22 protein-coding genes are annotated in these 19813 nt (G+C 68.2%); 16 read left to right on the plus strand and 6 right to left on the minus strand.

Going from position 1 to position 19813, the window contains the following annotated elements; all coding sequences use genetic code 11:
* The first annotated feature begins 708 nt into the window (after positions 1–708).
* Genes OO71_RS37655 through OO71_RS37685 form a run of 7 tightly spaced genes read left to right on the plus strand, consistent with a single transcriptional unit; the run spans position 709 to position 7092 of the window.
* A complete protein-coding gene (locus tag OO71_RS37655; protein ID WP_033294816.1) occupies positions 709–1848 on the plus strand; it encodes an ABC transporter substrate-binding protein in 1140 nt (379 codons plus the stop codon).
* A 31-nt stretch (positions 1849–1879) separates the two neighbouring features.
* Positions 1880–2761 (plus strand): branched-chain amino acid ABC transporter permease, encoded by an 882-nt coding sequence (locus OO71_RS37660; RefSeq protein ID WP_084145553.1) that lies wholly within the window; start codon positions 1880–1882, stop codon positions 2759–2761.
* Positions 2758–3639, plus strand: a complete 882-nt coding sequence (locus OO71_RS37665; protein ID WP_033294818.1) for a branched-chain amino acid ABC transporter permease — start codon at positions 2758–2760, stop codon at positions 3637–3639. The genes OO71_RS37660 and OO71_RS37665 overlap by 4 nt, the downstream gene beginning before the upstream one ends.
* Positions 3636–4358, plus strand: coding sequence for an ABC transporter ATP-binding protein (locus OO71_RS37670; RefSeq protein WP_033294819.1), 723 nt, complete (start codon positions 3636–3638; stop codon positions 4356–4358). The genes OO71_RS37665 and OO71_RS37670 overlap by 4 nt, the downstream gene beginning before the upstream one ends.
* Before the next feature lie 2 nt (positions 4359–4360).
* Positions 4361–5071 (plus strand): ABC transporter ATP-binding protein, encoded by a 711-nt coding sequence (locus tag OO71_RS37675; RefSeq protein WP_033294820.1) that lies wholly within the window; start codon positions 4361–4363, stop codon positions 5069–5071.
* Between the two features lie 37 nt (positions 5072–5108).
* On the plus strand, positions 5109–6647 hold the full coding sequence (locus OO71_RS37680) for an HD domain-containing phosphohydrolase (protein ID WP_033294821.1): 1539 nt from the start codon (positions 5109–5111) through the stop codon (positions 6645–6647).
* A gap of 55 nt (positions 6648–6702) precedes the next feature.
* Entirely contained in the window at positions 6703–7092 is a 390-nt protein-coding gene (locus tag OO71_RS37685) for a nuclear transport factor 2 family protein (RefSeq protein WP_033294822.1), read from the plus strand.
* Here OO71_RS37685 and OO71_RS51065 read toward each other — a convergent pair.
* The 3 genes from OO71_RS51065 to OO71_RS37700 are packed head-to-tail and all read right to left on the minus strand — an operon-like array spanning position 7074 to position 9690.
* The gene (locus tag OO71_RS51065; RefSeq protein ID WP_162186164.1) at positions 7074–7910 is read right to left on the minus strand and encodes a PucR family transcriptional regulator; all 837 of its coding nucleotides are present in this window, start codon (positions 7908–7910) and stop codon (positions 7074–7076) included. The two genes, OO71_RS37685 and OO71_RS51065, sit on opposite strands and share 19 nt — an antisense overlap.
* A 17-nt stretch (positions 7911–7927) precedes the next feature.
* Complete coding sequence (locus OO71_RS51070; protein ID WP_033294824.1) at positions 7928–8647, minus strand: hypothetical protein; 720 nt, start codon at positions 8645–8647, stop codon at positions 7928–7930.
* Entirely contained in the window at positions 8644–9690 is a 1047-nt protein-coding gene (locus OO71_RS37700) for a DUF917 domain-containing protein (RefSeq protein ID WP_051792727.1), read from the minus strand. The genes OO71_RS51070 and OO71_RS37700 overlap by 4 nt, the downstream gene beginning before the upstream one ends.
* A 153-nt stretch (positions 9691–9843) precedes the next feature.
* On the opposite strand from OO71_RS37700, the gene OO71_RS37705 reads away from it, so the two are divergent.
* Genes OO71_RS37705 through OO71_RS37725 form a run of 6 tightly spaced genes read left to right on the plus strand, consistent with a single transcriptional unit; the run spans position 9844 to position 15313 of the window.
* Positions 9844–11175, plus strand: a complete 1332-nt coding sequence (locus OO71_RS37705; RefSeq protein ID WP_033294825.1) for a purine-cytosine permease family protein — start codon at positions 9844–9846, stop codon at positions 11173–11175.
* Between the two features lie 9 nt (positions 11176–11184).
* Positions 11185–12336 (plus strand): hydantoinase/oxoprolinase family protein, encoded by a 1152-nt coding sequence (locus OO71_RS46765; protein ID WP_245633907.1) that lies wholly within the window; start codon positions 11185–11187, stop codon positions 12334–12336.
* Positions 12315–12740, plus strand: a complete 426-nt coding sequence (locus OO71_RS52650; protein WP_245633908.1) for a hypothetical protein — start codon at positions 12315–12317, stop codon at positions 12738–12740. Before OO71_RS46765 ends, OO71_RS52650 begins: the two co-directional genes overlap by 22 nt.
* Positions 12737–13834 (plus strand): S-methyl thiohydantoin desulfurase family protein, encoded by a 1098-nt coding sequence (locus tag OO71_RS37715; protein ID WP_033294826.1) that lies wholly within the window; start codon positions 12737–12739, stop codon positions 13832–13834. Before OO71_RS52650 ends, OO71_RS37715 begins: the two co-directional genes overlap by 4 nt.
* The gene (locus OO71_RS37720; RefSeq protein ID WP_033294827.1) at positions 13827–14222 is read left to right on the plus strand and encodes an OsmC family protein; all 396 of its coding nucleotides are present in this window, start codon (positions 13827–13829) and stop codon (positions 14220–14222) included. The genes OO71_RS37715 and OO71_RS37720 overlap by 8 nt, the downstream gene beginning before the upstream one ends.
* Positions 14219–15313, plus strand: a complete 1095-nt coding sequence (locus OO71_RS37725) for a PLP-dependent cysteine synthase family protein (protein WP_033294828.1) — start codon at positions 14219–14221, stop codon at positions 15311–15313. The genes OO71_RS37720 and OO71_RS37725 overlap by 4 nt, the downstream gene beginning before the upstream one ends.
* Here the strand turns inward: OO71_RS37725 and OO71_RS37730 are convergent.
* The gene (locus tag OO71_RS37730; RefSeq protein ID WP_033294829.1) at positions 15310–16038 is read right to left on the minus strand and encodes an SDR family NAD(P)-dependent oxidoreductase; all 729 of its coding nucleotides are present in this window, start codon (positions 16036–16038) and stop codon (positions 15310–15312) included. The two genes, OO71_RS37725 and OO71_RS37730, sit on opposite strands and share 4 nt — an antisense overlap.
* Positions 16035–17084, minus strand: coding sequence for an alcohol dehydrogenase catalytic domain-containing protein (locus tag OO71_RS37735; protein WP_033294830.1), 1050 nt, complete (start codon positions 17082–17084; stop codon positions 16035–16037). The genes OO71_RS37730 and OO71_RS37735 overlap by 4 nt, the downstream gene beginning before the upstream one ends.
* Positions 17085–17217: 133 nt before the next feature.
* On the opposite strand from OO71_RS37735, the gene OO71_RS37740 reads away from it, so the two are divergent.
* The 3 genes from OO71_RS37740 to OO71_RS37750 all read left to right on the plus strand — a co-directional run bounded on the left by OO71_RS37740 (position 17218) and on the right by OO71_RS37750 (position 18933).
* On the plus strand, positions 17218–17604 hold the full coding sequence (locus OO71_RS37740; RefSeq protein WP_033294831.1) for a nuclear transport factor 2 family protein: 387 nt from the start codon (positions 17218–17220) through the stop codon (positions 17602–17604).
* A gap of 11 nt (positions 17605–17615) precedes the next feature.
* Positions 17616–18107, plus strand: a complete 492-nt coding sequence (locus OO71_RS37745; RefSeq protein ID WP_051792729.1) for an SRPBCC family protein — start codon at positions 17616–17618, stop codon at positions 18105–18107.
* A 91-nt stretch (positions 18108–18198) separates the two neighbouring features.
* Positions 18199–18933, plus strand: coding sequence for a GntR family transcriptional regulator (locus OO71_RS37750; RefSeq protein ID WP_051792731.1), 735 nt, complete (start codon positions 18199–18201; stop codon positions 18931–18933).
* A gap of 48 nt (positions 18934–18981) precedes the next feature.
* Here the strand turns inward: OO71_RS37750 and OO71_RS37755 are convergent, their stop codons facing one another.
* Positions 18982–19812 carry a fumarylacetoacetate hydrolase family protein gene (locus tag OO71_RS37755; RefSeq protein ID WP_033294832.1) on the minus strand — a complete coding sequence of 277 codons (831 nt, stop codon included), beginning with the start codon at positions 19810–19812 and terminating at the stop codon, positions 18982–18984.
* Position 19813 lies beyond the last annotated feature (1 nt).

Raw genomic sequence — 19813 nt, forward strand, 5'->3', positions numbered from 1 at the left:
GGGTTGCCGGGTTGAGAGCCGCGGTGCTGCTGGGCTGGGCGGGTGCCGGGTTGAGAGGCCGGGGGTGCTGCTGGGTTGGGCGGGGTTGCCGGGTTGAGAGCCGCGGTGCTGCTGGGCTGGGCGGGTGCCGGGTTGAGAGGCCGGGGGTGCTGCTGGGTTGGGGAAGGTTGCCGCGTCGAGCTGCGCGGAGGTGCTGCCCGGGGGAGCTGCCGGATTGGGCGTGTTGCCGCGTCGAGTTGCCGGGGTGGTCGCGGATCGCGGGTTTGCCGGTCGGGCGGTGGGGAATTGTTCGTGTCGGTATCGCTCGGGCCGCGTGGGGTTGCCGCTCGGGGTGAGCGGCCCGTGTCGGTGTCGCCGGGACTGCGCGGGGTTGCCGCTCGGGGGTGAGCGGCCCGTGTCGGTGTCGCCGGGATTGCGCGGGTTCGCCGTCGCGAGGTGAACGACTTGTGCTCGTCACTCGAATTGTGTTGGCCGATCGGTCGGGTGGCGGCGAACCGGACCGGGTCGCGGCGGCGCTTCACCTCAAGCGGTCCCCGCCACCCGGCTTGCTACGACTTGGTATCCGGTCGTTGACACAACCCGCCGGGCGCCTTAGCTTCATGCGAAGCGATCGTTCACTTTGTCACGGCTTCTGCTTCGGCCGCCGTTGTCCTCGTCTTCAGGTTGGTTGCCTGGTTCGGCACCGGGCCGGGAAGGGTGTAGTGGATCATGAAAAAGCGGGTCAGCCTGGTGCTTGTTCCTCTCCTCGCGGTGAGCGCCGCGGCTTGTGGGGCGTCGGCTTCCGGGGGTGGTTACGTGCTCGGGGCCGCGTTGCCGTTGAGTGGTGCGGCGGCCTCGTTCGGTACCGCTTATCAGCAGGGTATCGACGGGTGCGTGAAATTGGTCAACGAACGGCATGACCTGCCCAAAAACGTCACGGTGAAATATGTGGACACCGGTGTCGGGGAGACTTCGAAGGGAATTGCCGCGTTCACTCAGCTCACTACTGTCGATCACGCGACCACGGTGTTCAGTGCTTACAGTTCGATCACCACCGCGCTTGCGCCGCTGGCTCAGCGGAGCCGGATTCCGGTGCTGAACGGTGGCTCGCTCAGTCCGTCGCTGGCCAATCAGGCCTGGGTCTGGAACACCGTGCCGTTCTTGACTTCCGAGCTGTCCGCCAGCGTTCCGTACCTCATGGCGCATCGGCCGGAGCTGAAAAAGGCGACGTTGATCTATCAGGACGACGTCGTCGGGAAGGATGCGGTCGGGATCGTGCGCAAAGCGTGGCAAGGTGACGGCCGTACGCTCGACACGCTTCCGGTCGCCGTGCAGGCGGCATCGTTTTCCGCGCAGGTCGACAAGATCAAAGTCCGTAATCCGGACGTCATTTTCCTCGTACATTCCGGCGACCCGCAGGCCGCGCTGATCCAGCAGTTGCGGGCCGCCGGGGTGACGGCGCAGATCGTCGGCGCATCGCCGTTTCCCACGCCGTCGGTGCTCAAGCTGAAAGAGGCCGAAGGATCGCTTTTCACGCTGCAGAGCATCGATTTCTCGGCCACCGATCCCACCACCGCCGGGTTTCTGCGGCTGACCGGCGCGAAACCCGGGCAGGGCGCGATCGTGGGGATGGCCGACTACTGCAACGGCGTCCTGATGTGGGCCGACGCGGCGAAGAAGCTGGTCGCCGAGGGCAAGGACGTCACCGGCGAGAATCTCAACGAGAAGTTCGGCACCCAGGGCAAGATCGACGCCGTCGGCGGCACCTTGCAGCTGCTGCCCGACCACACGCTCAAGTCGCCCATTGCGATCAACCAGGTCAAGGACGGCGCGTTCACCACGGTGGCCACCGTTCCCGCGGCAGGCTGACAGTTCCCGAAACCACGGAGCGGGGTCCGAAATGCATGAATTAGCACAGCTTGCCGTGGGCGGGCTGTTCCTCGGGGGAATTTACGTCCTGATCGCGATCGGCATGTCGATCATTCTCAACGTCACCGGAATCCTGCACATCGCCCACGGGGCCAACCTCAGCCTGTGCGCGCTGACGTATTCCGCGCTCGAATCGGTGAACGTCCCGATCGCGATTCTCGGTACGGCCGTCGTTTCGCTCGGCTTCACGATGGCCGGTTACGAGCTCCTGTACCGGCCGATCAGCGCGCGGCAGTCCGGTCTCTTCCCGTTGTTCCTGGCGTCGTTCGGGTTGTGGATTGCCGGGAGTTCCGTTCTGACGCTGATCTTCGGCGCCAATGCCGCGCATCCGCAGACGTCGCTCAATTCGACGTTCGACATCGGCGGCCTGCACGTCTTGAAGATCAACCTGCTCGCCTTCGGCGTCGCAATCGTGTGCTACGCCGTGACGCGGCTTTTCCTCACCAGGTCGATGACCGGATCACTGATGCGGTCGGTGGCGTGCAACAGCGAGATGACTGACGTCTGGGGAATGCCGCGCCGCCGCGCCGAACGCGTTGCGTTCGCCATTGCCGGACTGCTCGCCGTACCGGCCGGGATCTTCGCCGCGTACATTCTCGGCGCGTACCCAACGGTGGGTGACACGCCATTGCTGATCGCTTTCTCGACCGTCATTCTCGGCGGCGTAGGCAGTATCGCGGGAGCGGCCGGTGCGGCGTTGCTGTTCGGCGTTATCCAGGGCGTCGCAGTGTGGAAGCTGCCGGAAACGTGGCAGGACGGCGTGGTCTTCGGGGTTTTCCTGCTGCTGATCCTGATCAGCCCGCGGGGCCTGTCCGCGCTGCGGATCCGCCGGGCCGCGGGAGCTGCCCGATGATCGACTACCTGACCACCGTGGGAACGCTCACGGGAATCTTCGCCATTGCCGCGGCCGGATTGAACATCACGCTCGGCTACGCCGGAGTCTTTTCCGCCGCCCAAGCGGTTTTCGTCGGCATCGGCGCGTATGTCACCGCTTTGCTCGGACCCGCGGTCAACGGTTCGTTCCTGATCTGCGCACTCGTGGGGATCGGGATTTCCGTGGTCGCCGCGATTGTGCTGGCCTCGACCGGACTGCGGGTGAGCGACGAGTACTTCATCGTCGCTTCACTGGCCCTGCAGATCATCATTTCCACCGTCTTCACGAGCTGGTACTCGCTTACGAAGGGGACGGACGGGATCTCCGGCGTGCCGTACCCGCGGGTGCTGGGCGCCGAATTGCCGACGCGCGGCCTGCAAACCGGTCTGGTGTGGGTCGTCGCGATCATTGTGGTCCTGGTGACCGCGGTACTGCGCCGCGGCGCAGTCGGGCGGCTGTTCTTCGCGATCCGGGAAGACCCGGTCGCCACGCAGACCATGGGCCGCAGCCCGGTCGTCGGCAAATACGCGGCAATCGTGCTCGGCGCGGCGGTCTCGTCGGTCGGCGGGGTGCTGTACGCCTTCTACACCGGATTCGTCAATTCCCCGACCTTCGGCTATTCGCTTTCGATCGAACTCGTCGCGATCGTGGTCGTCGGCGGGATCGGCTGGTCGGCCGGACCGGTGCTCGGCAGTGCGATCATCGTCGCCGCCATTCCGTTGATCAGCCTGCTGAATTTGCCGTCGACAGCGGTCGGTCCATTGCAGCAGCTCGTGTACGGCGCGTTGATCATCGGCGTGGTGCTTCTGCGGGGGTATTTCCCGGCCATCCGGGCGTGGCGAAAGGCGGCGGTATGAGCCTGCAGGTCAACGGGGTCCGCGCGGCATTCGGTGGTCTGGTCGCGCTGGACGATGTATCACTTACCGCCGAACCGGGCGAGGTCACCGCGCTCATCGGGCCCAACGGAGCCGGGAAGACGACCCTGTTCAACGTCATTTCGGGATTGGTCACGCCGCAGAGCGGAAGTATTCTCCTCGACGGCACCGAATTGCTCGGACGGTCGGCCCGGCGGCGCGCGAAACTGGGGATCGTCCGCTCATTTCAGGAGCTTCGGCTTTTCGGCGGGGTTTCCGTACAGGAACAGACGGTATTCGCGGCGGAACGGACAGTGCTCACCCGTTCCCGGCCGACCAGAGCCAAGGCCACCGAAATCCTCGACCGGCTCGGGTTGTCCGCGGCCCGCCGTGATCTCGCCGCCAATCTCAGTTACGGCCAGCAGAAGGCGGTGTCGATCGCCCGGATGCTGGCCATGAACGGCCGCGCGTGGCTGCTCGACGAACAGGCCGCCGGGCTTGCGCCACGCGAATACGACCTGTTCTGCGAGGTGGTCACCGAGGCCAAGAACCGCGGCTTGATCATTCTCCTGATCGAGCACAATCTCCAGCTCGTGAAAGATCTGGCCGACGTCGTCGTATTCCTCGACCGGGGCAGGGAACTCGCCACCGGCACCGCCGACGACGTGTTTTCCGACGACGTCGTGCGGGCGCTCTATTTCGGCCGCCGGGACCAGGGGTAGCGATGCTGACCATCGAATCGTTGACCGTCCGCCTCGGGCACCGCACGGTCGTGGACACCCTCAACGCCACTTTCCCGGCCGGGGAGATCAGCCTGGTCCTCGGCCACAACGGCGCGGGTAAATCGACCTTGCTCCGGGCCATCACCGGACTGCTGCGTCCCACGAGCGGCAGCATTTCCCTCGACGGCACCGGAATCGCCCGCCGCTCACCGGTGGACGTCGCCCGCGCCGGAGTCGTGCTCGTTCCGCAGGGCCGGGGTGTTTTCGCCGACCTGACCGTGGCCGACAACATCAAACTCGGGTTGTGGAATACCCGCCGCCTCGGCCGCGGTACCGCCGAAACCGAACAAACCCGGCTCGACGAGGCCCGCGAGCTCTTCCCCGTGCTCGGCGAGCTCTGGGACGCACGGGCCGGGTCGCTGTCCGGCGGGCAGCAGCAACAGGTCGCGATCGCCCGGGCATTTCTGGCGAACCCGCAGGTCCTGCTGCTGGACGAACCGTCGGTGGGCTTGTCGCCGAAGCTGGCGGACACGGTGCTCACCACGGTGGCGTCGCTGCGGCGGGACGACCGGATCATCGTGCTGGTGGAGCAGAACGTCCATCAGGCGCTCGCGGTGGCCGATTCGATCGGCGTGATGCGTGCTGGCGTGATGGAACAGCAAGGTCTCGCTCCGGCCGAGATTGCCGAACAAGATCTCGAAGCCATTTTCTGAGGCTGACAATCGCCGCGGCAGGGGCGACCATGCAGGGGTGAACGAAACCGCGCCGGTGCGGTTGTCCGAACTGGTCGCCACGCTGTCGCTGGTGGCAGACCTCGGCATGGGCCGCCCGATGGAACGCGTGCTGCGGCAGACGGTGATCGCGCTGCGGCTGGCCGAGGAGTCCGGGGCGGACGACGGAGTGCGCGCGGCCGCCTACTACACGTCGCTGCTCACCTGGGTCGGCTGTGCGGCGGACACCAGCGAGCTGGCCGCGTTGTTCGGCGACGAGACCGACCTGTACGCCGACAGCCACGACGGTGACCTCGCCGGGGTCACCATGGCGATGTTCGTCCTGCGCCACCTCGGCCGGGGCAGTTCACGGGTGCGCCGCGCCGGGATGGTGACCCGGTTCCTCGCCACCGCGGGCCGGTCGGTGCAGCAGGTCATGCAGGCGCACTGCCAGAGCGCCAGCGAGCTGGCCGGGCGGCTCGACCTCGGCGAGGACGTCTGCCGTCCGCTGCTGCAGTCGTTCGAACGCTGGGACGGCCGCGGGATTCCCGGGGCCGCGGGCGGAGCGGCCCTCGACCCGGCGATCCGGCTGGTCCAGCTGGCCGACAACGTCGAGGCGTTCCACCACACGGCGGGTACCGACGGTGCGGTGACGGTGGCCCGGGAACGCCGCGGTACCCAGTTCGACCCGGCGCTGGTCGACTGTTTCGTCCGCAACCACGCCGACGTACTGGCGGGGCTCGACCGCATCCAGGCCTGGGACGAGGTGATCGCGCTCGATCCCCGGCTCGGCGCCTGCCTGTCCGACGCCGCCCTCGACCGCGCATTGCAGGCTTTCGCCGATTTCGCCGACCTCAAATCCCCGCCCCGGCTGGGACATTCGCGCGGCGTCGCGGCACTCGCGGCCGCCGCGGCCACCCGGCTCGGCCTGCTCGCGGAGGACGTCCACCTGGTCCGCCGGGCCGGCTGGGTACACGACATCGGGATGATCGGCGTGCCGAGCGCGATCTGGAACGCCACTGCGCCGTGGTCGCTGAGCCAGGCCGAACGTGCCCGCACGCATCCGTACCTGACCGAGCGGATGCTGGCGGGAATGCCCGGTCTGAACGCGGTCGCGCGCTGCGCCGCGCAGCACCACGAACGGCTCGACGGATCCGGCTACCCGCACGGCCTTTCCGGCGACGCGCTCCCGATGACGTCCCGGGTGCTGGCCGCCGCGGACGTCTTCCACGCGCTGGGGGAACCGCGTCCGCATCGCGCGCCGTTGCCCGCCGACGCGGCCGCCGGGGTACTCCCCGCCGAAGCCAAGGCCGGGCGTCTCGACCCGGACGCCGTGGCCGCCGTGCTGGCGTCGTCCGGACGGCGGGTGCGCCGCACGCCGGACGGATTGACCGCACGCGAGACGGAAGTCCTGCTGCACCTGGCCCGCGGACTGTCCAATCCGGAAATTGCCGCGGCGCTTACCTTGTCCCGCAAGACCGTTTCGACGCATCTCGAGCACATCTACACCAAACTCGGCGTGACGACCCGGACACAAGCTGCGCTCGTCGCCCTGCGCCGCGGTCTCGCCGGGGGCTGAAACATCGGGCAGTTACCCGATGCCCCGGCCGCGGCCGCCGCCGTAGAACAGACGCATGACGACTCAACTCACCCGCCGCTCGACGGCAGGCACCTTCTTCGACGCACTGGCCACTCAGGACTTCGCCCGGCTCGCGTCCACAATGGACCCCGACGTGAAGCTGACCGCGCTGCTCCCGCCCGGACTGCGCGAATTCCACGGCACGGACGAAATCACCGCGACCTTCACCCGCTGGTTCGGCGACACCGACGAGTTCGAACTCGCCGAAACCGACGCCGGCCGGATCGGCCCGCGGGTGCACCTGCGCTGGCGTGTGCGCATGCGCGCCGCTCGGCTCGGCACCGGCCGGTTCACCGTCGAACAGCAGGTCTACGCCGACGAGGGCGAGGACGGCCGCTTTTCCCGGCTGGTGCTGCTCTGCTCCGGCTACTGCCCGGAGTCTTGAGGAACTCCGGCGCGGAGGACCCGCAGCGCAAGCTGCAACGTCAGCCGGGTGTCCGATCTCGACAGCGTGGCGCCGAGCAGGGTTTCGATCTTCGAGATCCGCAGGCTGACGGTGTTGCGGTGGACGCCGAGCGCCCGCGCGGTGTGCATGGCCGAACAGGCCCGATCCAGGTACGCCTCAAGTGTTTTGAGCAGTTCCGTTTCCGGCTCGTCGAGCAAGGGTTCGAGCAGCTGGCGGGCGTAGTCGTGGAAGGCGCCCGAGGTGTACCAGCCGAGCAGCAGCCGTGACGCGCCGAGGTCTTGCAGGGCACGTACGGCGACTGGCGCGCCTTCGGCGGCGGCGATCGAAGCTGCTTGCCGCGCTTGGGAAAGCGTGGTCGCGATGCCTGCGACGTCACGCTGGGGTGCCCCGACCCCAGCGGCGCAGGTCAGGCCGGGCTGCCGGGAATTCAGGTGCCGCAACCGGGTTTCGAGGACGCGGGCGAGGGTGCGGGCGTGGTCGGGACCCGGTTCGTCGCGGCTGGTCGTCCAGGCCGACCAGCCGTCGGCGCGCTCCACGACGGTACCCAGCGTCAGCGGCGGCTTCGCGAGGTCGGCGAGCAGCGTTTCAACGGCCAAAGTGGACCGTGGCGCCGGTTCGGCGAAGGTGAGGTGCACCCCGATGTGCCAGCCGAACAGCTGCCATCCGGCGGAAACGGCCTGTTCTTCGATCGACTCCGAGATGGCGTTGCCATGTTCCAGGATTTCGGTGAGCAACGTGGTCCGCACCCGCGCGTCGCGTTCGGCGGACAGCTGACGGCGCGCCAGCCACGCCGTCATTTCCCCGCGGGCCAACGTCAACGCGTGCAGGGCGGTCTCCCTCCACAATGGACCGCCGCCGGTACGCTCGGCGACCGCCCACACCGCGGGTACCCGGCCAGTCCCCTCACCGGCACGACGGCAACGCTGCGACTGTCCACCGGGAAGGCTTCCGGCACCGATGCGCCGACCAGCCGCGCCGTCGGCGTTTCCGCGGCGACACCGGCGATGAAGGCCCCTTGCGCGGTGCTGACCCCGACGGTTGCGTTGAGTGCCTTGGAAACCAGCTGGGTCACGTCGTGTAGGGATCGCGTTTCCCCGGTCAGCTGCCGGGACAACGTGAGCAGCGTCGTGCTCATCGCCAGTTCCGGAGCGAGCACAGTGGACCGAAGCCGGACCGAAACTTCCAGCGCGGACAACCCATCCGGAGCCAGCAACACCGGAATGGCGAATCTGTCGGCCAGTATCCGGGTTGCTGCCGGTACCTCGCCGGTGAACCCGATGACGACGATGGCGCCGACCCGCGCCTGATCGCCGCGGCGCAGCAGAATGTCGAGGAGGTGCTGCCGGTGCCGGGCAGGTCCGGTGGCCAGGGGCAGGACGACGGCTGACCCGGCCGTCAGCGTCGCGGTGAGGACGTCGGGCGGCTCGACGACGTCGACTGCCGTGATGCGGTACTGCCCTGGTCGCGTGCCGAATACGGTGGCGTGTTCGAAAAGGTCGAGTGCTTGCAGGTCGTCGAACGTGACCGGGTTCATCGCGGTACCCCTTCGGCCGGGACCGGGTCGCGGTCGTAGGCGGGCAGCCCGAACCGGCGTTCCGCCGCCGGTCCGCCGCGGCGCAGCTCGGGCGGCGCGGGCAACGCCAGCACGCGGACTCGTTGGGGTACCGAGAGATTCTCGACGCTGATCGGTTTCCACGTCCGCGCATCCACCACCACGATGAGGTCCGGAGCCGCGCACACCGGCAGGCCGTCGTCGAACGCGAGTACGTACTCGTTGGCGAAATCGAGCCGCATGACACCGGTGTCCACGTGCCGGATGGTGGCGACGCCGCCGATTTCGGCCCGTTCCCGGAGCACCTCGACCACGGTCCCTTCATACAGCTGCCGCGCCGAAATCCCGTGCAGCAGCTCGGGTCCTTCGGCGCGCAGCCGCTGCCAGGTACGGCCGTAGCGGAGGGCGCGCGAGACCGACGACTGCACCGACACCCGTCCGTACTCGGCGGCGGTCGCCGGGTACAGGCACACCGCGGCCCAGCTGCCGAGCCCGGGAAGCATCGCCCGCACGAGCGCTTCCGCCGAACTGTCGTCGGGAGCGTCGAGCACGACCACCTCGCCCCTCGATGCGGACAGCGCGAGTGGCCCGATCGGAACCTCTCCGGCGAGCACGGTGAGGTTCAGCCGTGGGTACGCGCGGCCCATTGCGTCGGCGTCGAGCAGCGGCAGGCCCAGCCACGCCGCCGAACACGCGCCGAGCAGCCCGTTCACGCCGCCGATTTCGAGCGACTGGACGGCCGCAATGGTGCGCCCGAGCCGCTGTTCGGTCGCCCGCGCGGCGCGGACGAACTCGTCGGCACTCGGGATCCGCTCCATCATCGCGGTGGGGGAGCCGACCGCGCCGATGCTCACCACCAGTGCGTCGTCCGGGAGCCGGTCCGCGGTGCCGACCTCGACGGAACCGCTGGTGGACAGCGCTTCCGCCAGCAGCGTTTCGGCGACGTCGGTCGCTCCGCCGCCGCCGGACCCGAGCAGGGTGCAGCCGGCGGACAGGGCCGCCACCGAGCCGGACGTGAGCCGCATGCCGTCGACCTCGAATCTGGGTGCTGTGCGTTCTGCACTATAACCCCCGCGATGTCCGGCAGTATGACCATTGAGCTGCTGCGATGCCCGTCACTACCGTCAAGGCACCTGGTCAGCCGGGGTCTGTGGTCCCCACTCCGAAAGGTCCTTGAGATGGCTGATGGCACGGAAAATACAGTCGTCGGAAGTGACGACTACGCCCTCGAACGGGTCCCGATCGATGCCCGGTACCCCTGGTGGTCGGTGGCGATCCAGCGGTTCGGCCAGCTGTCCGCGCTGGCGCAGTTCCTGCTGGGGGCCACGCTCGGCTTCGGCATGACGTTCTGGAACGCCATTCTCGCCATCACCGTGTGGGCGGTGCTGCTGGAGGTCGTCACCATTTTCGTCGGGATCGCCGGGATGCGGGAAGGACTGTCCACTTCGGTCCTCGCCCGCTGGACCGGCTTCGGCACCAAGGGATCGGCGCTGATCGGGCTCCTGATCGCGGTGAGCCTGATCGGCTGGTTCGGCGTCCAGAACGCGGTGTTCGGCACCGGCCTGCATGCGCTGCTGGGCGGGCTGCCGACGTGGGCGTGGTCGCTGTTCGGCGGTATCGCCGTGACCGTGATCGTGATCTACGGCTTCGGCAGCATGACGTGGACGGCGTATATCACCGTGCCCGCGTTCCTCGCGCTGGCGATCTGGGCCGTGACCCGGGAATTGTCGCAGCATTCGATTTCCGCGCTGCTTTCGTCGCCGCCTGCCGGGCCGGCCTTGTCGCTCGCGGCCGGGGCAACGCTGGTGGCGGGCGGGTTCATCGTCGGCGCGGTCATGACCCCGGACATGACGCGGTACAACCGAAGCGTCGGCGACGTCGTGAAGCAGACCGTGCTCGGCGTGACGCTGGGGGAGTACGTGGTCGGGGTGATCGGGGTGCTGCTCGCGCACGCCGCGCGGTCCTCGGACATCGTCATGATGATCACGACCACGAGCGGCCTGATCGGCACCATCGTGCTGATCGCGTCGATTCTCAAGATCAACGACTGGAACCTGTACTCGTCCTCGCTGGGGCTGGTGAACGTGGTCGACGTGCTGTTCGGGCGCAAGCTCAACCGCGCCGTGGTCACGATTTTCGTCGGCGTCGTCGGATCGGTGCTGTCGGCCGTCGGAATCCTGAACTATTTCACCGAATTCCTGACCTTCATCGGGGTGCTGCTACCACCCGTTGCCGGAATCATGATTGCCGAATACTTCGTGGTGAAGACCTGGCGGCGGACGCTCGACGAGTCACGAGCCCACGGTGCCTTGCCCGCCGCGGCACCGAACTGGGTCCCGGCCGGGCTCGTGGCGTGGGCGGCGGGCGGGCTCGCCGGGCAGTTCGAAACCTTCGGCATTCCCACGATCAACTCCCTTGTCGTCGCAACGGCCGTCTACCTCGGGCTCGGCACGCTCGCGCGGCGCCGCGCCGGGACCGCCGCCGTGCCCGCCGTTCCCGTCCAGGATTAGGAAACCCGTATGCACCTCGGTATCGACGTCGGCGGAACGAACACCGACGCAGTCCTCATGGACCGCGGCGAGGCCGTGGCCTCGGTCAAGCGCCCGACCACCAGCGACGTGACGAGCGGAATCGTCGACGCGATCGCGGCGCTCGGCGAGGCCCACCCCTTCGACCTCGGCGCCGTCGCCGCCGTGGCCATCGGCACGACGCATTTCACCAACGCGGTCGTGCAGGCCAAGGGGCTGGCCCCGACCGCGGCGATCCGCCTCGGCCTCCCGGCTTCGGCCGGGGTACCGCCGCTCACCAAGTGGCCCGCGCGGCTGCGGTCCGCGGTGGGTGACCACGTGTTCCTTTGCCACGGCGGACACGAATTCGACGGCCGGGAGATCTCCGCACTCGACCGCGGCGAACTGCGGCAGGTTGCCGGGACGATTGCCGCGCGCGGGATCACGTCGGCCGCGATCAGTTCGATTTTCTCGCCGGTCAACCAGGACTGCGAGCTCGCTGCCGCCGAGATCCTGCAGGCCGAGGTACCCGGGCTGCGGATCTCCCTCTCGCACGAGATCGGCCGCGTCGGGCTTCTCGAACGCGAGAATGCGACGGTCATCAATGCATCGCTGCTGCCGGTCGCGGAAAGCACCACTCGCGCGTTTTCCGAAGCACTCGCGCGGGTCGGCATCGATGCGCCGCTTTACCTGTCGCAGAACGACGGCACCTTGATGGACGTCGATTACGTGCGCCGGTACCCGGTGGCGACCTTCGCGGCCGGGCCGACGAACTCGATGCGCGGGGCGGCCTTGCTGTCCGGGCTGGCCGATTGCATTGTCGTGGACGTCGGCGGGACGACGGCCGACGTCGGCGCGGTCGTGCACGGTTTCCCGCGCCCGGCCACCACCGCGGTCGACATCGCCGGGGTCCGCACGAATTTCCGCATGCCCGACGTGGTGTCGGTCGGGATCGGCGGCGGCAGCATCGTCCGCTGGGACGGCGCGGCCATGAGGTCGGGCCGGAAAGCACCGGGCACGAACTGCACACGCGCGCACGGGTTTTCGGCGGCTCGACGCTCACCGCGACGGACCTCGCGGTCGCGGGCGGGCTGTCGGAGATCGGCGACCCGGCACTGGTCGCGGACCTGCCGAAGAAGCAGGTGCGGGCGGCGCTCGACCTGATCGCGTCGCGGGTCGCGGTGCTCGCCGACACCATGCGCACGTCCGCCGAGGCGGTGCCGATGGTGCTCGTCGGCGGCGGCAGCATCCTGCTGCCCGACCATCTGCCCGGGTTCGACAAGGTGGTCCGGCCGCGGGAGTTCGCCGTCGCCAACGCGATCGGGGCGGCCATCGCCCAGGTCGGCGGCGAGGTCGACCGGGTGTTCTCCGGCACCGGACGCAGCCGCGACACCATTCTGGACGAGGCGAAAGGCGAAGCCGCGGAAAAGGCCGTGCTGGCCGGGGCCGCCCCGGAAAGCGTCCGCATCGTCGAGGTCGACGAACTGCCCATGGCCTACCTGCCCGGCGACGCCATCCGCATTCGCGTGAAGGCCATCGGCGATCTGATCCTGGAGGAGCGGAAGTGAGCCACATCGACGTCGACGCGATTGCCGACATCGCCCGCGGGGCCGCGATTCTCGGTGCCGGCGGGGGAGGGGACCCGTACCTCGGGAGCCTGCTGGCGGAACGCGTCATCGAACAGACCGGCCCGGTCGAGCTGGTCCGGCTCGGCGATCTCCCGGACGACGCGGTGCTCCTGCCGGTCGCGATCATGGGTGCGCCGACGGTGATCGTCGAGAAACCACCTGCCGGTGGGGAGTTCGCGGCGGCGGTGGCAGCGGTGGCGGCTTCGTACGGCGCGACCGTCACGCACATCGCCTGTCTGGAAGCAGGCGGGCTGAATTCGATGATGCCATTGCTGTGTGCCGCGGAGACCGGGCTGCCGCTGGTCGACGGCGACGGGATGGGCCGCGCTTTCCCGGAGCTGCAGATGGTTCTCGCCACTTTGGACGGTATTTCGACCACCCCGATGGCCATGGTCGACGACAAGGGCAACACGGTGGTGCTGAACACCGTCGACAACGCGTGGGCCGAACGGCTCGCCCGATCGGCCACTGTGGACATGGGGTGTGGCGCATGCATTGCGCTGTACCCGATGACCGGCCGGGAGGCGAAAACCGCGCTCGTACCCGGTACGGTGAGTCTCGCCCGGCGGCTCGGCCAGGTGGTGACCACGGCCCGGCAGGACCACCGGGACCCGGCCGGGGCCATTGTGTCCGAAATGGACGGACGGATGCTGTTCCGGGGCAAGGTGACCGACGTCGAACGGCGTACCCAGGACGGATTCGCCCGCGGGGAAGCGCAGCTCGCCGGGATCAATGAGGACAGTGGCCACACGATGACGTTGTGCTTCCAGAACGAGCATCTCGTCGCCACGCGCGATGGCGACGTCGTGGCTTCCGTACCGGACCTCATCTGCGTCCTGGACTCCGACACCGGGGAACCGGTCACCACCGAAAGCCTGCGGTACGGGTTCCGGGTGACGGTGGCAGGCCTGCCGTGCCATCCGCGGTGGCGGTCGGCGGAGGGGCTGGAGCTGGTCGGCCCGGCGTATTTCGGGTACGACCACGACTACGTGCCGGTGGAAGACCTGGCAGGGAAAGGAATGTCGCATGTCTGACTACCCGGTGACGATCCGGCACCAGGAGGATCTGTCCTTCGCGGCGGACAACGGCCGCGCTCAGTTCTCCATCGAATGGAATGCGGTGGACCGATCCTGGCAAGCGACGGAACTGTTCCTCGCCGGGCTCGGATCGTGCATGCTCGCGACGATGATGGATTACGCCCAGAAGAACAACATCGACGCGACCGGGGCGAGCGTCGAGGTATCGGGGGAGACCGCGACCCGGCCGATTCGCCTTGGCACGCTGAACATCACGTACGTGCTGCCGGGCACGCTGACCCCTAACCAGATCGATGCACTCGTCCGGGCCGGAAGCCGATGCAAGGTCCACAACACCATCGAGAACCATCCGGAATTCGCCGTCAGCGTGCGGACGACGGAATGACGGCCGATCTGAACCGATCGGATCGCGCCGCGCGGGAGTGGTCCGCCTGGGCGATCCGCCGGGTCGAGGCCGACGCCACGCGGTCTGCGGACACGCATTTGCTGACCGTGCCCCTTCCCCGGGAATGGAATATCCACCTGTATCTGAAGGACGAATCGACGCACCCCACCGGGAGCCTGAAACACCGGCTTGCGCGTTCGTTGTTCCTGTACGCCCTGTGCAACGGATGGATCACCCGCGGCACCGCGATCGTCGAAGCGTCGAGCGGGTCCACCGCAGTTTCGGAAGCCTATTTCGCGCGGCTGCTGGGGTTGCCCTTCTTCGCCGTGATGCCGGCGTCGACGAGTCCGGCGAAAGTGGCGTTGATCGAACGGGAAGGCGGAACCTGTCACCTCGTCGAGGACCCGGCCGCGATCCGCGCGGAGTCCGTCCGGCTGGCGGAGGAATCGGGCGGGCATTTCCTCGACCAGTTCACCTACGCCGAACGCGCGACCGACTGGCGCGGGAACAACAACATCGCCGAGTCGATTTTCGGCCAGCTGGCAAGGGAACCGTTTCCGGTGCCGTCGTGGATCGTGGCCGGCGCGGGAACCGGCGGCACGAGCGCGACGATCGGCCGGTTCCTGCGGTACCGCGGACATCCGACCCGGCTTTGCGTCGTCGACCCGGACCACTCGGCGTTCTTCCCCGGCTGGGAGCACCGGGACCCCGGGCTTCGCACGGCGACGCCGTCCCGGATCGAAGGCATCGGACGGCAGCGGGTGGAGCCCAGCTTCGTCCCGGCGGTGGTGGACCGGATGATCCACGTCCCCGACGCAGCCTCGATCGCCGCCGCCCGGTTCCTGCGCACGACCACGGGGCTGAGCGCGGGCGCGTCCACCGGAACCAACCTGTACGGCGCCTACCGGATCCTCTGCGAAATGCGCGAAACCGGCACCGAGGGCAGCGTCGTGACCCTGCTGTGCGACCGGGGGGACCGTTACGAGAACACGTACTACAACGACGACTGGACGGCCGCGCAGGGGCTGGCGGTGGAACCGTACCTGGAGATCCTGGAAGCCGCCCACCGGCACGGAAAGTGGACCGGCTAGAGCAGGTGGGTTCCCCCGTCGACATTGAGGGTCTGGCCGGTGATGAAAGCGGCATCGTCGGAGGCCAGGAAGAACACCGGGCCCACCAGGTCGGCCGCGACCTCGTCGCGCTGGATTGCCCGGCGTTGCCGGGCTCCGGCCAGGACTTCCGGCGGGAAGCTGGTCCGTACGGCGTCCGTGACGGTGATGCCCGGGGTGACCAGGTTGACGGTGATCCCGTACTTCCCGACTGAGCGCGCGAGTGACCGAGTGAAGCCCGCGATCCCCGCTTTGGCGGCCACGTAATGGGTTTGGTCCGGGACGCCCGCGAACACCGAACCCGAGCCGAAGTTGATGATCCGGCCGGTGCCGAGGTCCTTCATCAACGGCAGGATCGCCTTGGTGACCAGGAAGTAGCCGGTGAGGTTGACGTCCACCACCCGCCGCCAGTCCGCAATGGACAGTTCCTCGAACGGCAGGATCGGGAACCAGCCCGCGCAGTTCACCAGCACGTCGACGCGGCCGGCGGACGAGCGGGCGAAGTCCGCCACCGCGGTCACACCGTCCTCAGTGGACAGATCGGCGGCGATGGTGGAAAGCGTGTCGCCGGAACCGAGTGTGGCAAGGCCGTTTTCGGTGAGGTCGGTGGCGATCACGTGATCGCCATTGGCCAGAAAGCGCTGTACCAGCTCGCGACCCACGCCACCGGCGGCGCCGGTGATCACCACTACGCGGTGCGCGGTCATTCCGACCCTTCCACGGTGAGCACGATCCGGCCGAAGTGGTCTTGTGAGCTGAGCTTGTCGTCTGCCTCGGCGGCGGCGCGCAGCGGGTACCGGCTGTCGACCACCGGGTCGAGCTTGCCGTCCGCGACGAACCCGACGAGCTCGGCCATGTCCGCTTTGCTGCCCTGCACGTAGAAATAGAGGGAAATGAGGTTCCGGTACAGCTGCCGCACGTCGAGCATGACCTCGAATCCGGTGGTCCCGCCGGAACAGAACAGCCGTCCGGCGCGCGCGAGGCAATCGACGCTCGAAGGCAGCGTCTCGCTTCCGGCGTTGTCGAACGCGGCAGTGACGCCTCGCCCGCCGGTCGCGGCACGGACTTTCCCCGCCCAGTCCGGATCGCGGTAGCTGAACACCTCGTCCGCGCCGAGTTCGCGGACGCGCTGCTGTTTCCATTCCGAGCCGGTCACCGCGAGTACCCGCGCGCCGACCAGCTTCCCGAGCTGTACGGCCGCCACTCCGCACCCGCCGCCTGCGCCCATCACCAGCAGCGTGTCGTTCGCGGTGAGCCGGGCGCGCTGGTTCATCCCGTGCCACGTGGTGGTGTACGCGACTCCGAGCGCGGCGGCGGCCTCATAACTGACGTTGTCGGGCAGCGGGACCAGCTGGCTCGCCGGAGCGACCGCGAACTGCGCGCGCCCGCCCTGCGTCTGCACGCCGTACAGCCGCGAGTTGCTGCAGTAGTTCTCCGGGAACCCGTCTCGGCAGAATTCGCAGACGCCGCACGCGATCACCGGGTATACGGCCACCCGGTCGCCCGGTCGCCAGCCGGTGACGCCCGGCCCCACCTCGGCGATCTCGCCCGCCGGGTCGACGCCGCCGATGTGCGGCATCTCGACCGCGCCCATCGAGAACCCGCGCTGCCGCGTTTCGACGTCCGGCCCGTGGTTCACCGACACTGCCCGCACCGCGACCAGCACCTCGCCCGCACCCGGCGACGGACGCTCCACGTCGCGGTAGCCGAGCACGTCACTGTCCCCGTGGCGGTCGAAGATGATGGCCTTCATCGGCCCTCCGGCTTCTTGAAAATCTCTATGGACTTGAGCTACTGTAGCAGAGCCTGACGAGGTAACGAGCAGTGAATCCCCGCTTTACTCTATAGAGTCTCCCCGTGATCCGGTCCCGAAGGAGTGCCTGGACATGACAACCCCCGCCGGTTCCGCCCCCGCGCCGTGGTGGGTGGACCTCTACGCCCGCATCGACGCGTTCGACCCCGCACTCGCCGACGAGCTGCTCACCGAAGACCACAGCTTCACCATGGGCAACCGGCCGGCGCTGGTCGGCCGGGAGGCGTTCCAGCAGGCCGCGGAGCACCTCCAGGGCGTCGTCGCGAGCATGCACCACACGTTCGTCAAGGTCATCGAGGACGGTGACCACTCGACGCTCGAGGCGATCGTCGAATACCGCAAGCACGACGGCACCGTCGTCGCGCTCCCCGTCCTCACCGCGATCGAGCGCCGCGACGGCCGGATCGCCGCACAGCGCGTCTACGTCGACCCAGCCCCGCTTTTCGCCGGGGACAAGTAAAAGGAGACACCGTGATCGAGGCAGCAACCCCCCGCGTTCCCGCCAACCCAGAGGGCGCGGACGTCACCCTCACCACCGCGCACGTGTGGCAGGCGCTGGTCTGGAAGGCCGAGTTCGCCCATCTGTTCGTGAAGCCCATCAAGGAATGCCGCGTCATCGAGCGGTTCGGCGACGGCTTCCTCCGCGAGATCCTGCACGAGGACTCCCAGGGCCGCGACCGGCTGTACGAGCGGATCTTCCTCGAGGACGAGAAGACGGTGCGATTCCTGCGGCTGAACGGCCCGGTGTACGGCGAGATCGTCAACACCCTCACCACGATCGACGACACGCTCGCGCTGGACTTCAGCTTCACCCTCGGCATCGCCGGCGAAACGCACGGCAGCCAGAAGGAGAAGGAGTACCAGGAGGAATTCCTGCGCGGCTACGTGATCGCCGCGGAGGCCACCCTCGAGGCCGCGCGCGAGTACGTGCGCACCGGTGTCGACCCGACCGCCGCAGCGTGATCCCGCCGCGCCGGTTTCGCGGCCCGGCCTCGTGCCGCGCCGGGAAACCGGCCACGTTGCCCCGGGGAACCGGGGTCGATAGAGTTTCCCGGTGTCCGATCACCCGGCCGACGACATGCTGACCACGCGGTCCGTCAGCAACACCGAAGACGTCTACGCCCGGTTGCGGGGCATGCTGCTCAACGGCGAGATCCGGCCGGGCACCGTGTTGTCGCAGGTCCAGCTGGCGAAAGAGCTGGCGGTCAGCACCACGCCACTGCGCGAGGCGATGCGCCAGCTGCAGGCGGAAGGCCTGCTGATCGCGGAGCACAACCGCCGTTCGCGCGTCGCGCCGCTGGAACCGCGCGACATCGATTCGATGTACGGCAGCCGGATCGTGATGGAAGCACTCGCGATCCGGCTCACCGTCCCGGCGCTGCGGGCCGCCGATCTCGAAGCCCTGCACGAGGATCTGCGGCGCATGCGCAAGGCGAGTGAGGAACAGGACCTCACCACGTGGGAACCCCTCCACGCCGAGTTCCACCGCCGGTTGACCAGCGGTGCCGACGAGCACATGGCGCGGGTGATCGATTCGATCGCCAGCCATACCGAGCGGTACCGCCGGTCCAGCTTGTTCGGTTCGCCTGCTCGTACGTGGGAAATCGGCAATGAGGAGCACGAGGCGATCGTGCGGGCTTGTGAGGCGCGGGAGCCGGAGCAGGCGGCTGGTCTGCTGGCCCGGCATCTTGCGCGGTCGGCGCTCACGATGCTGGCCAAGGTGGCTCCGGAGGAGGACCCGGTGGCGGTGCGTGAGGCGCTGCGGATGGTGCAGCGGGCGTCGGACTGAGGACACAAAAGGGGACCCTCCGCCTTCCCCGGCGGAGGGTCCCCTTTTTCAGGCCTTTTCCGTGGCCACCTTGTTTTCCAGGCTGCCCACGCCGTCGATCTCGACCCGGACCACGTCACCGTCGGTCAGGAATACCTGTGGGTCGCGGCGGAAACCCACGCCGTCCGGAGTTCCGGTGAGAATGACGTCGCCGACTGCCAGCGTCACGAATTCCGACACCACCGAGATCAGCTTGGGAATGTCGAAGATCATCTGCGACACGTTGCCGGACTGCAGTTCCCGGCCGTTCACCGACAACCGCAGCTGCGCGCCCTTGGTGAGGTCGACCTCGTCCGGCGTCACGAGATACGGGCCGAGCGGCGTCGACCGTTCCCACGATTTCCCTTGCAGCCATTGGTGGGTCTTGTACTGGTAGTCGCGCATCGTGACGTCGTTCGCGACCGTGTACCCGGCGACGTGTGACCACGCGTCGGCTTCGGCGATGCGCCTGCCGGAGCGGCCGATCACGACCGCCAGCTCGCCTTCGTAGTCCACTTGGGACGATTCCGGCGGCAGCTCGATGTCTTCCCCGTGTGCCACCAGTGATTCCGGGAACTTCACGAACAGCACCGGGTACGTCGGGAGCTCGCGTTTGCTTTCCGTGACGTGACCGCGGTAGTTGAGGCCGACACAGATGATCTTGCCGGGGTGCGGGACGAGCGGGCGCAGGGTCAGCCCGGCGGCCGGGACGGCGCGTTCGCGCACCAGCGGCGGGTTCGCGAGGATCTCCGACGGCGTCGCGGACCCGAGTTCCGCGATTGCGTCGAGGGGTACGGCGAGGTCGCCGGTGAGCGCGACCGCGGCGCACTCGCCGTCGATGAGGGCAGAAGCAAAGCGCATG

The organism is Amycolatopsis jejuensis (assembly GCF_000717335.1).
GTDB lineage: Bacteria > Actinomycetota > Actinomycetes > Mycobacteriales > Pseudonocardiaceae > Amycolatopsis > Amycolatopsis jejuensis.

Excerpts from the sequence above, each read along its gene's own strand:
- OO71_RS37665 (WP_033294818.1), top strand. The coding sequence starts at position 2,758 with ATGATCGACTACCTGACCACCGTGGGAACGCTCACGGGAATCTTCGCC.
- OO71_RS37730 (WP_033294829.1), bottom strand. The coding sequence starts at position 16,038 with ATGACCGCGCACCGCGTAGTGGTGATCACCGGCGCCGCCGGTGGCGTG.
- OO71_RS51065 (WP_162186164.1), bottom strand. The coding sequence starts at position 7,910 with ATGACGGCGTGGCTGGCGCGCCGTCAGCTGTCCGCCGAACGCGACGCG.
- OO71_RS37740 (WP_033294831.1), top strand. The coding sequence starts at position 17,218 with ATGACAACCCCCGCCGGTTCCGCCCCCGCGCCGTGGTGGGTGGACCTC.
- OO71_RS46765 (WP_245633907.1), top strand. The coding sequence starts at position 11,185 with ATGCACCTCGGTATCGACGTCGGCGGAACGAACACCGACGCAGTCCTC.
- OO71_RS37700 (WP_051792727.1), bottom strand. The coding sequence starts at position 9,690 with ATGCGGCTCACGTCCGGCTCGGTGGCGGCCCTGTCCGCCGGCTGCACC.
- OO71_RS37705 (WP_033294825.1), top strand. The coding sequence starts at position 9,844 with ATGGCTGATGGCACGGAAAATACAGTCGTCGGAAGTGACGACTACGCC.
- OO71_RS37685 (WP_033294822.1), top strand. The coding sequence starts at position 6,703 with ATGACGACTCAACTCACCCGCCGCTCGACGGCAGGCACCTTCTTCGAC.
- OO71_RS51070 (WP_033294824.1), bottom strand. The coding sequence starts at position 8,647 with ATGAACCCGGTCACGTTCGACGACCTGCAAGCACTCGACCTTTTCGAA.
- OO71_RS37655 (WP_033294816.1), top strand. The coding sequence starts at position 709 with ATGAAAAAGCGGGTCAGCCTGGTGCTTGTTCCTCTCCTCGCGGTGAGC.
- OO71_RS37660 (WP_084145553.1), top strand. The coding sequence starts at position 1,880 with ATGCATGAATTAGCACAGCTTGCCGTGGGCGGGCTGTTCCTCGGGGGA.
- OO71_RS37725 (WP_033294828.1), top strand. The coding sequence starts at position 14,219 with ATGACGGCCGATCTGAACCGATCGGATCGCGCCGCGCGGGAGTGGTCC.
- OO71_RS37755 (WP_033294832.1), bottom strand. The coding sequence starts at position 19,812 with ATGCGCTTTGCTTCTGCCCTCATCGACGGCGAGTGCGCCGCGGTCGCG.
- OO71_RS37670 (WP_033294819.1), top strand. The coding sequence starts at position 3,636 with ATGAGCCTGCAGGTCAACGGGGTCCGCGCGGCATTCGGTGGTCTGGTC.
- OO71_RS37735 (WP_033294830.1), bottom strand. The coding sequence starts at position 17,084 with ATGAAGGCCATCATCTTCGACCGCCACGGGGACAGTGACGTGCTCGGC.
- OO71_RS37720 (WP_033294827.1), top strand. The coding sequence starts at position 13,827 with ATGTCTGACTACCCGGTGACGATCCGGCACCAGGAGGATCTGTCCTTC.
- OO71_RS37675 (WP_033294820.1), top strand. The coding sequence starts at position 4,361 with ATGCTGACCATCGAATCGTTGACCGTCCGCCTCGGGCACCGCACGGTC.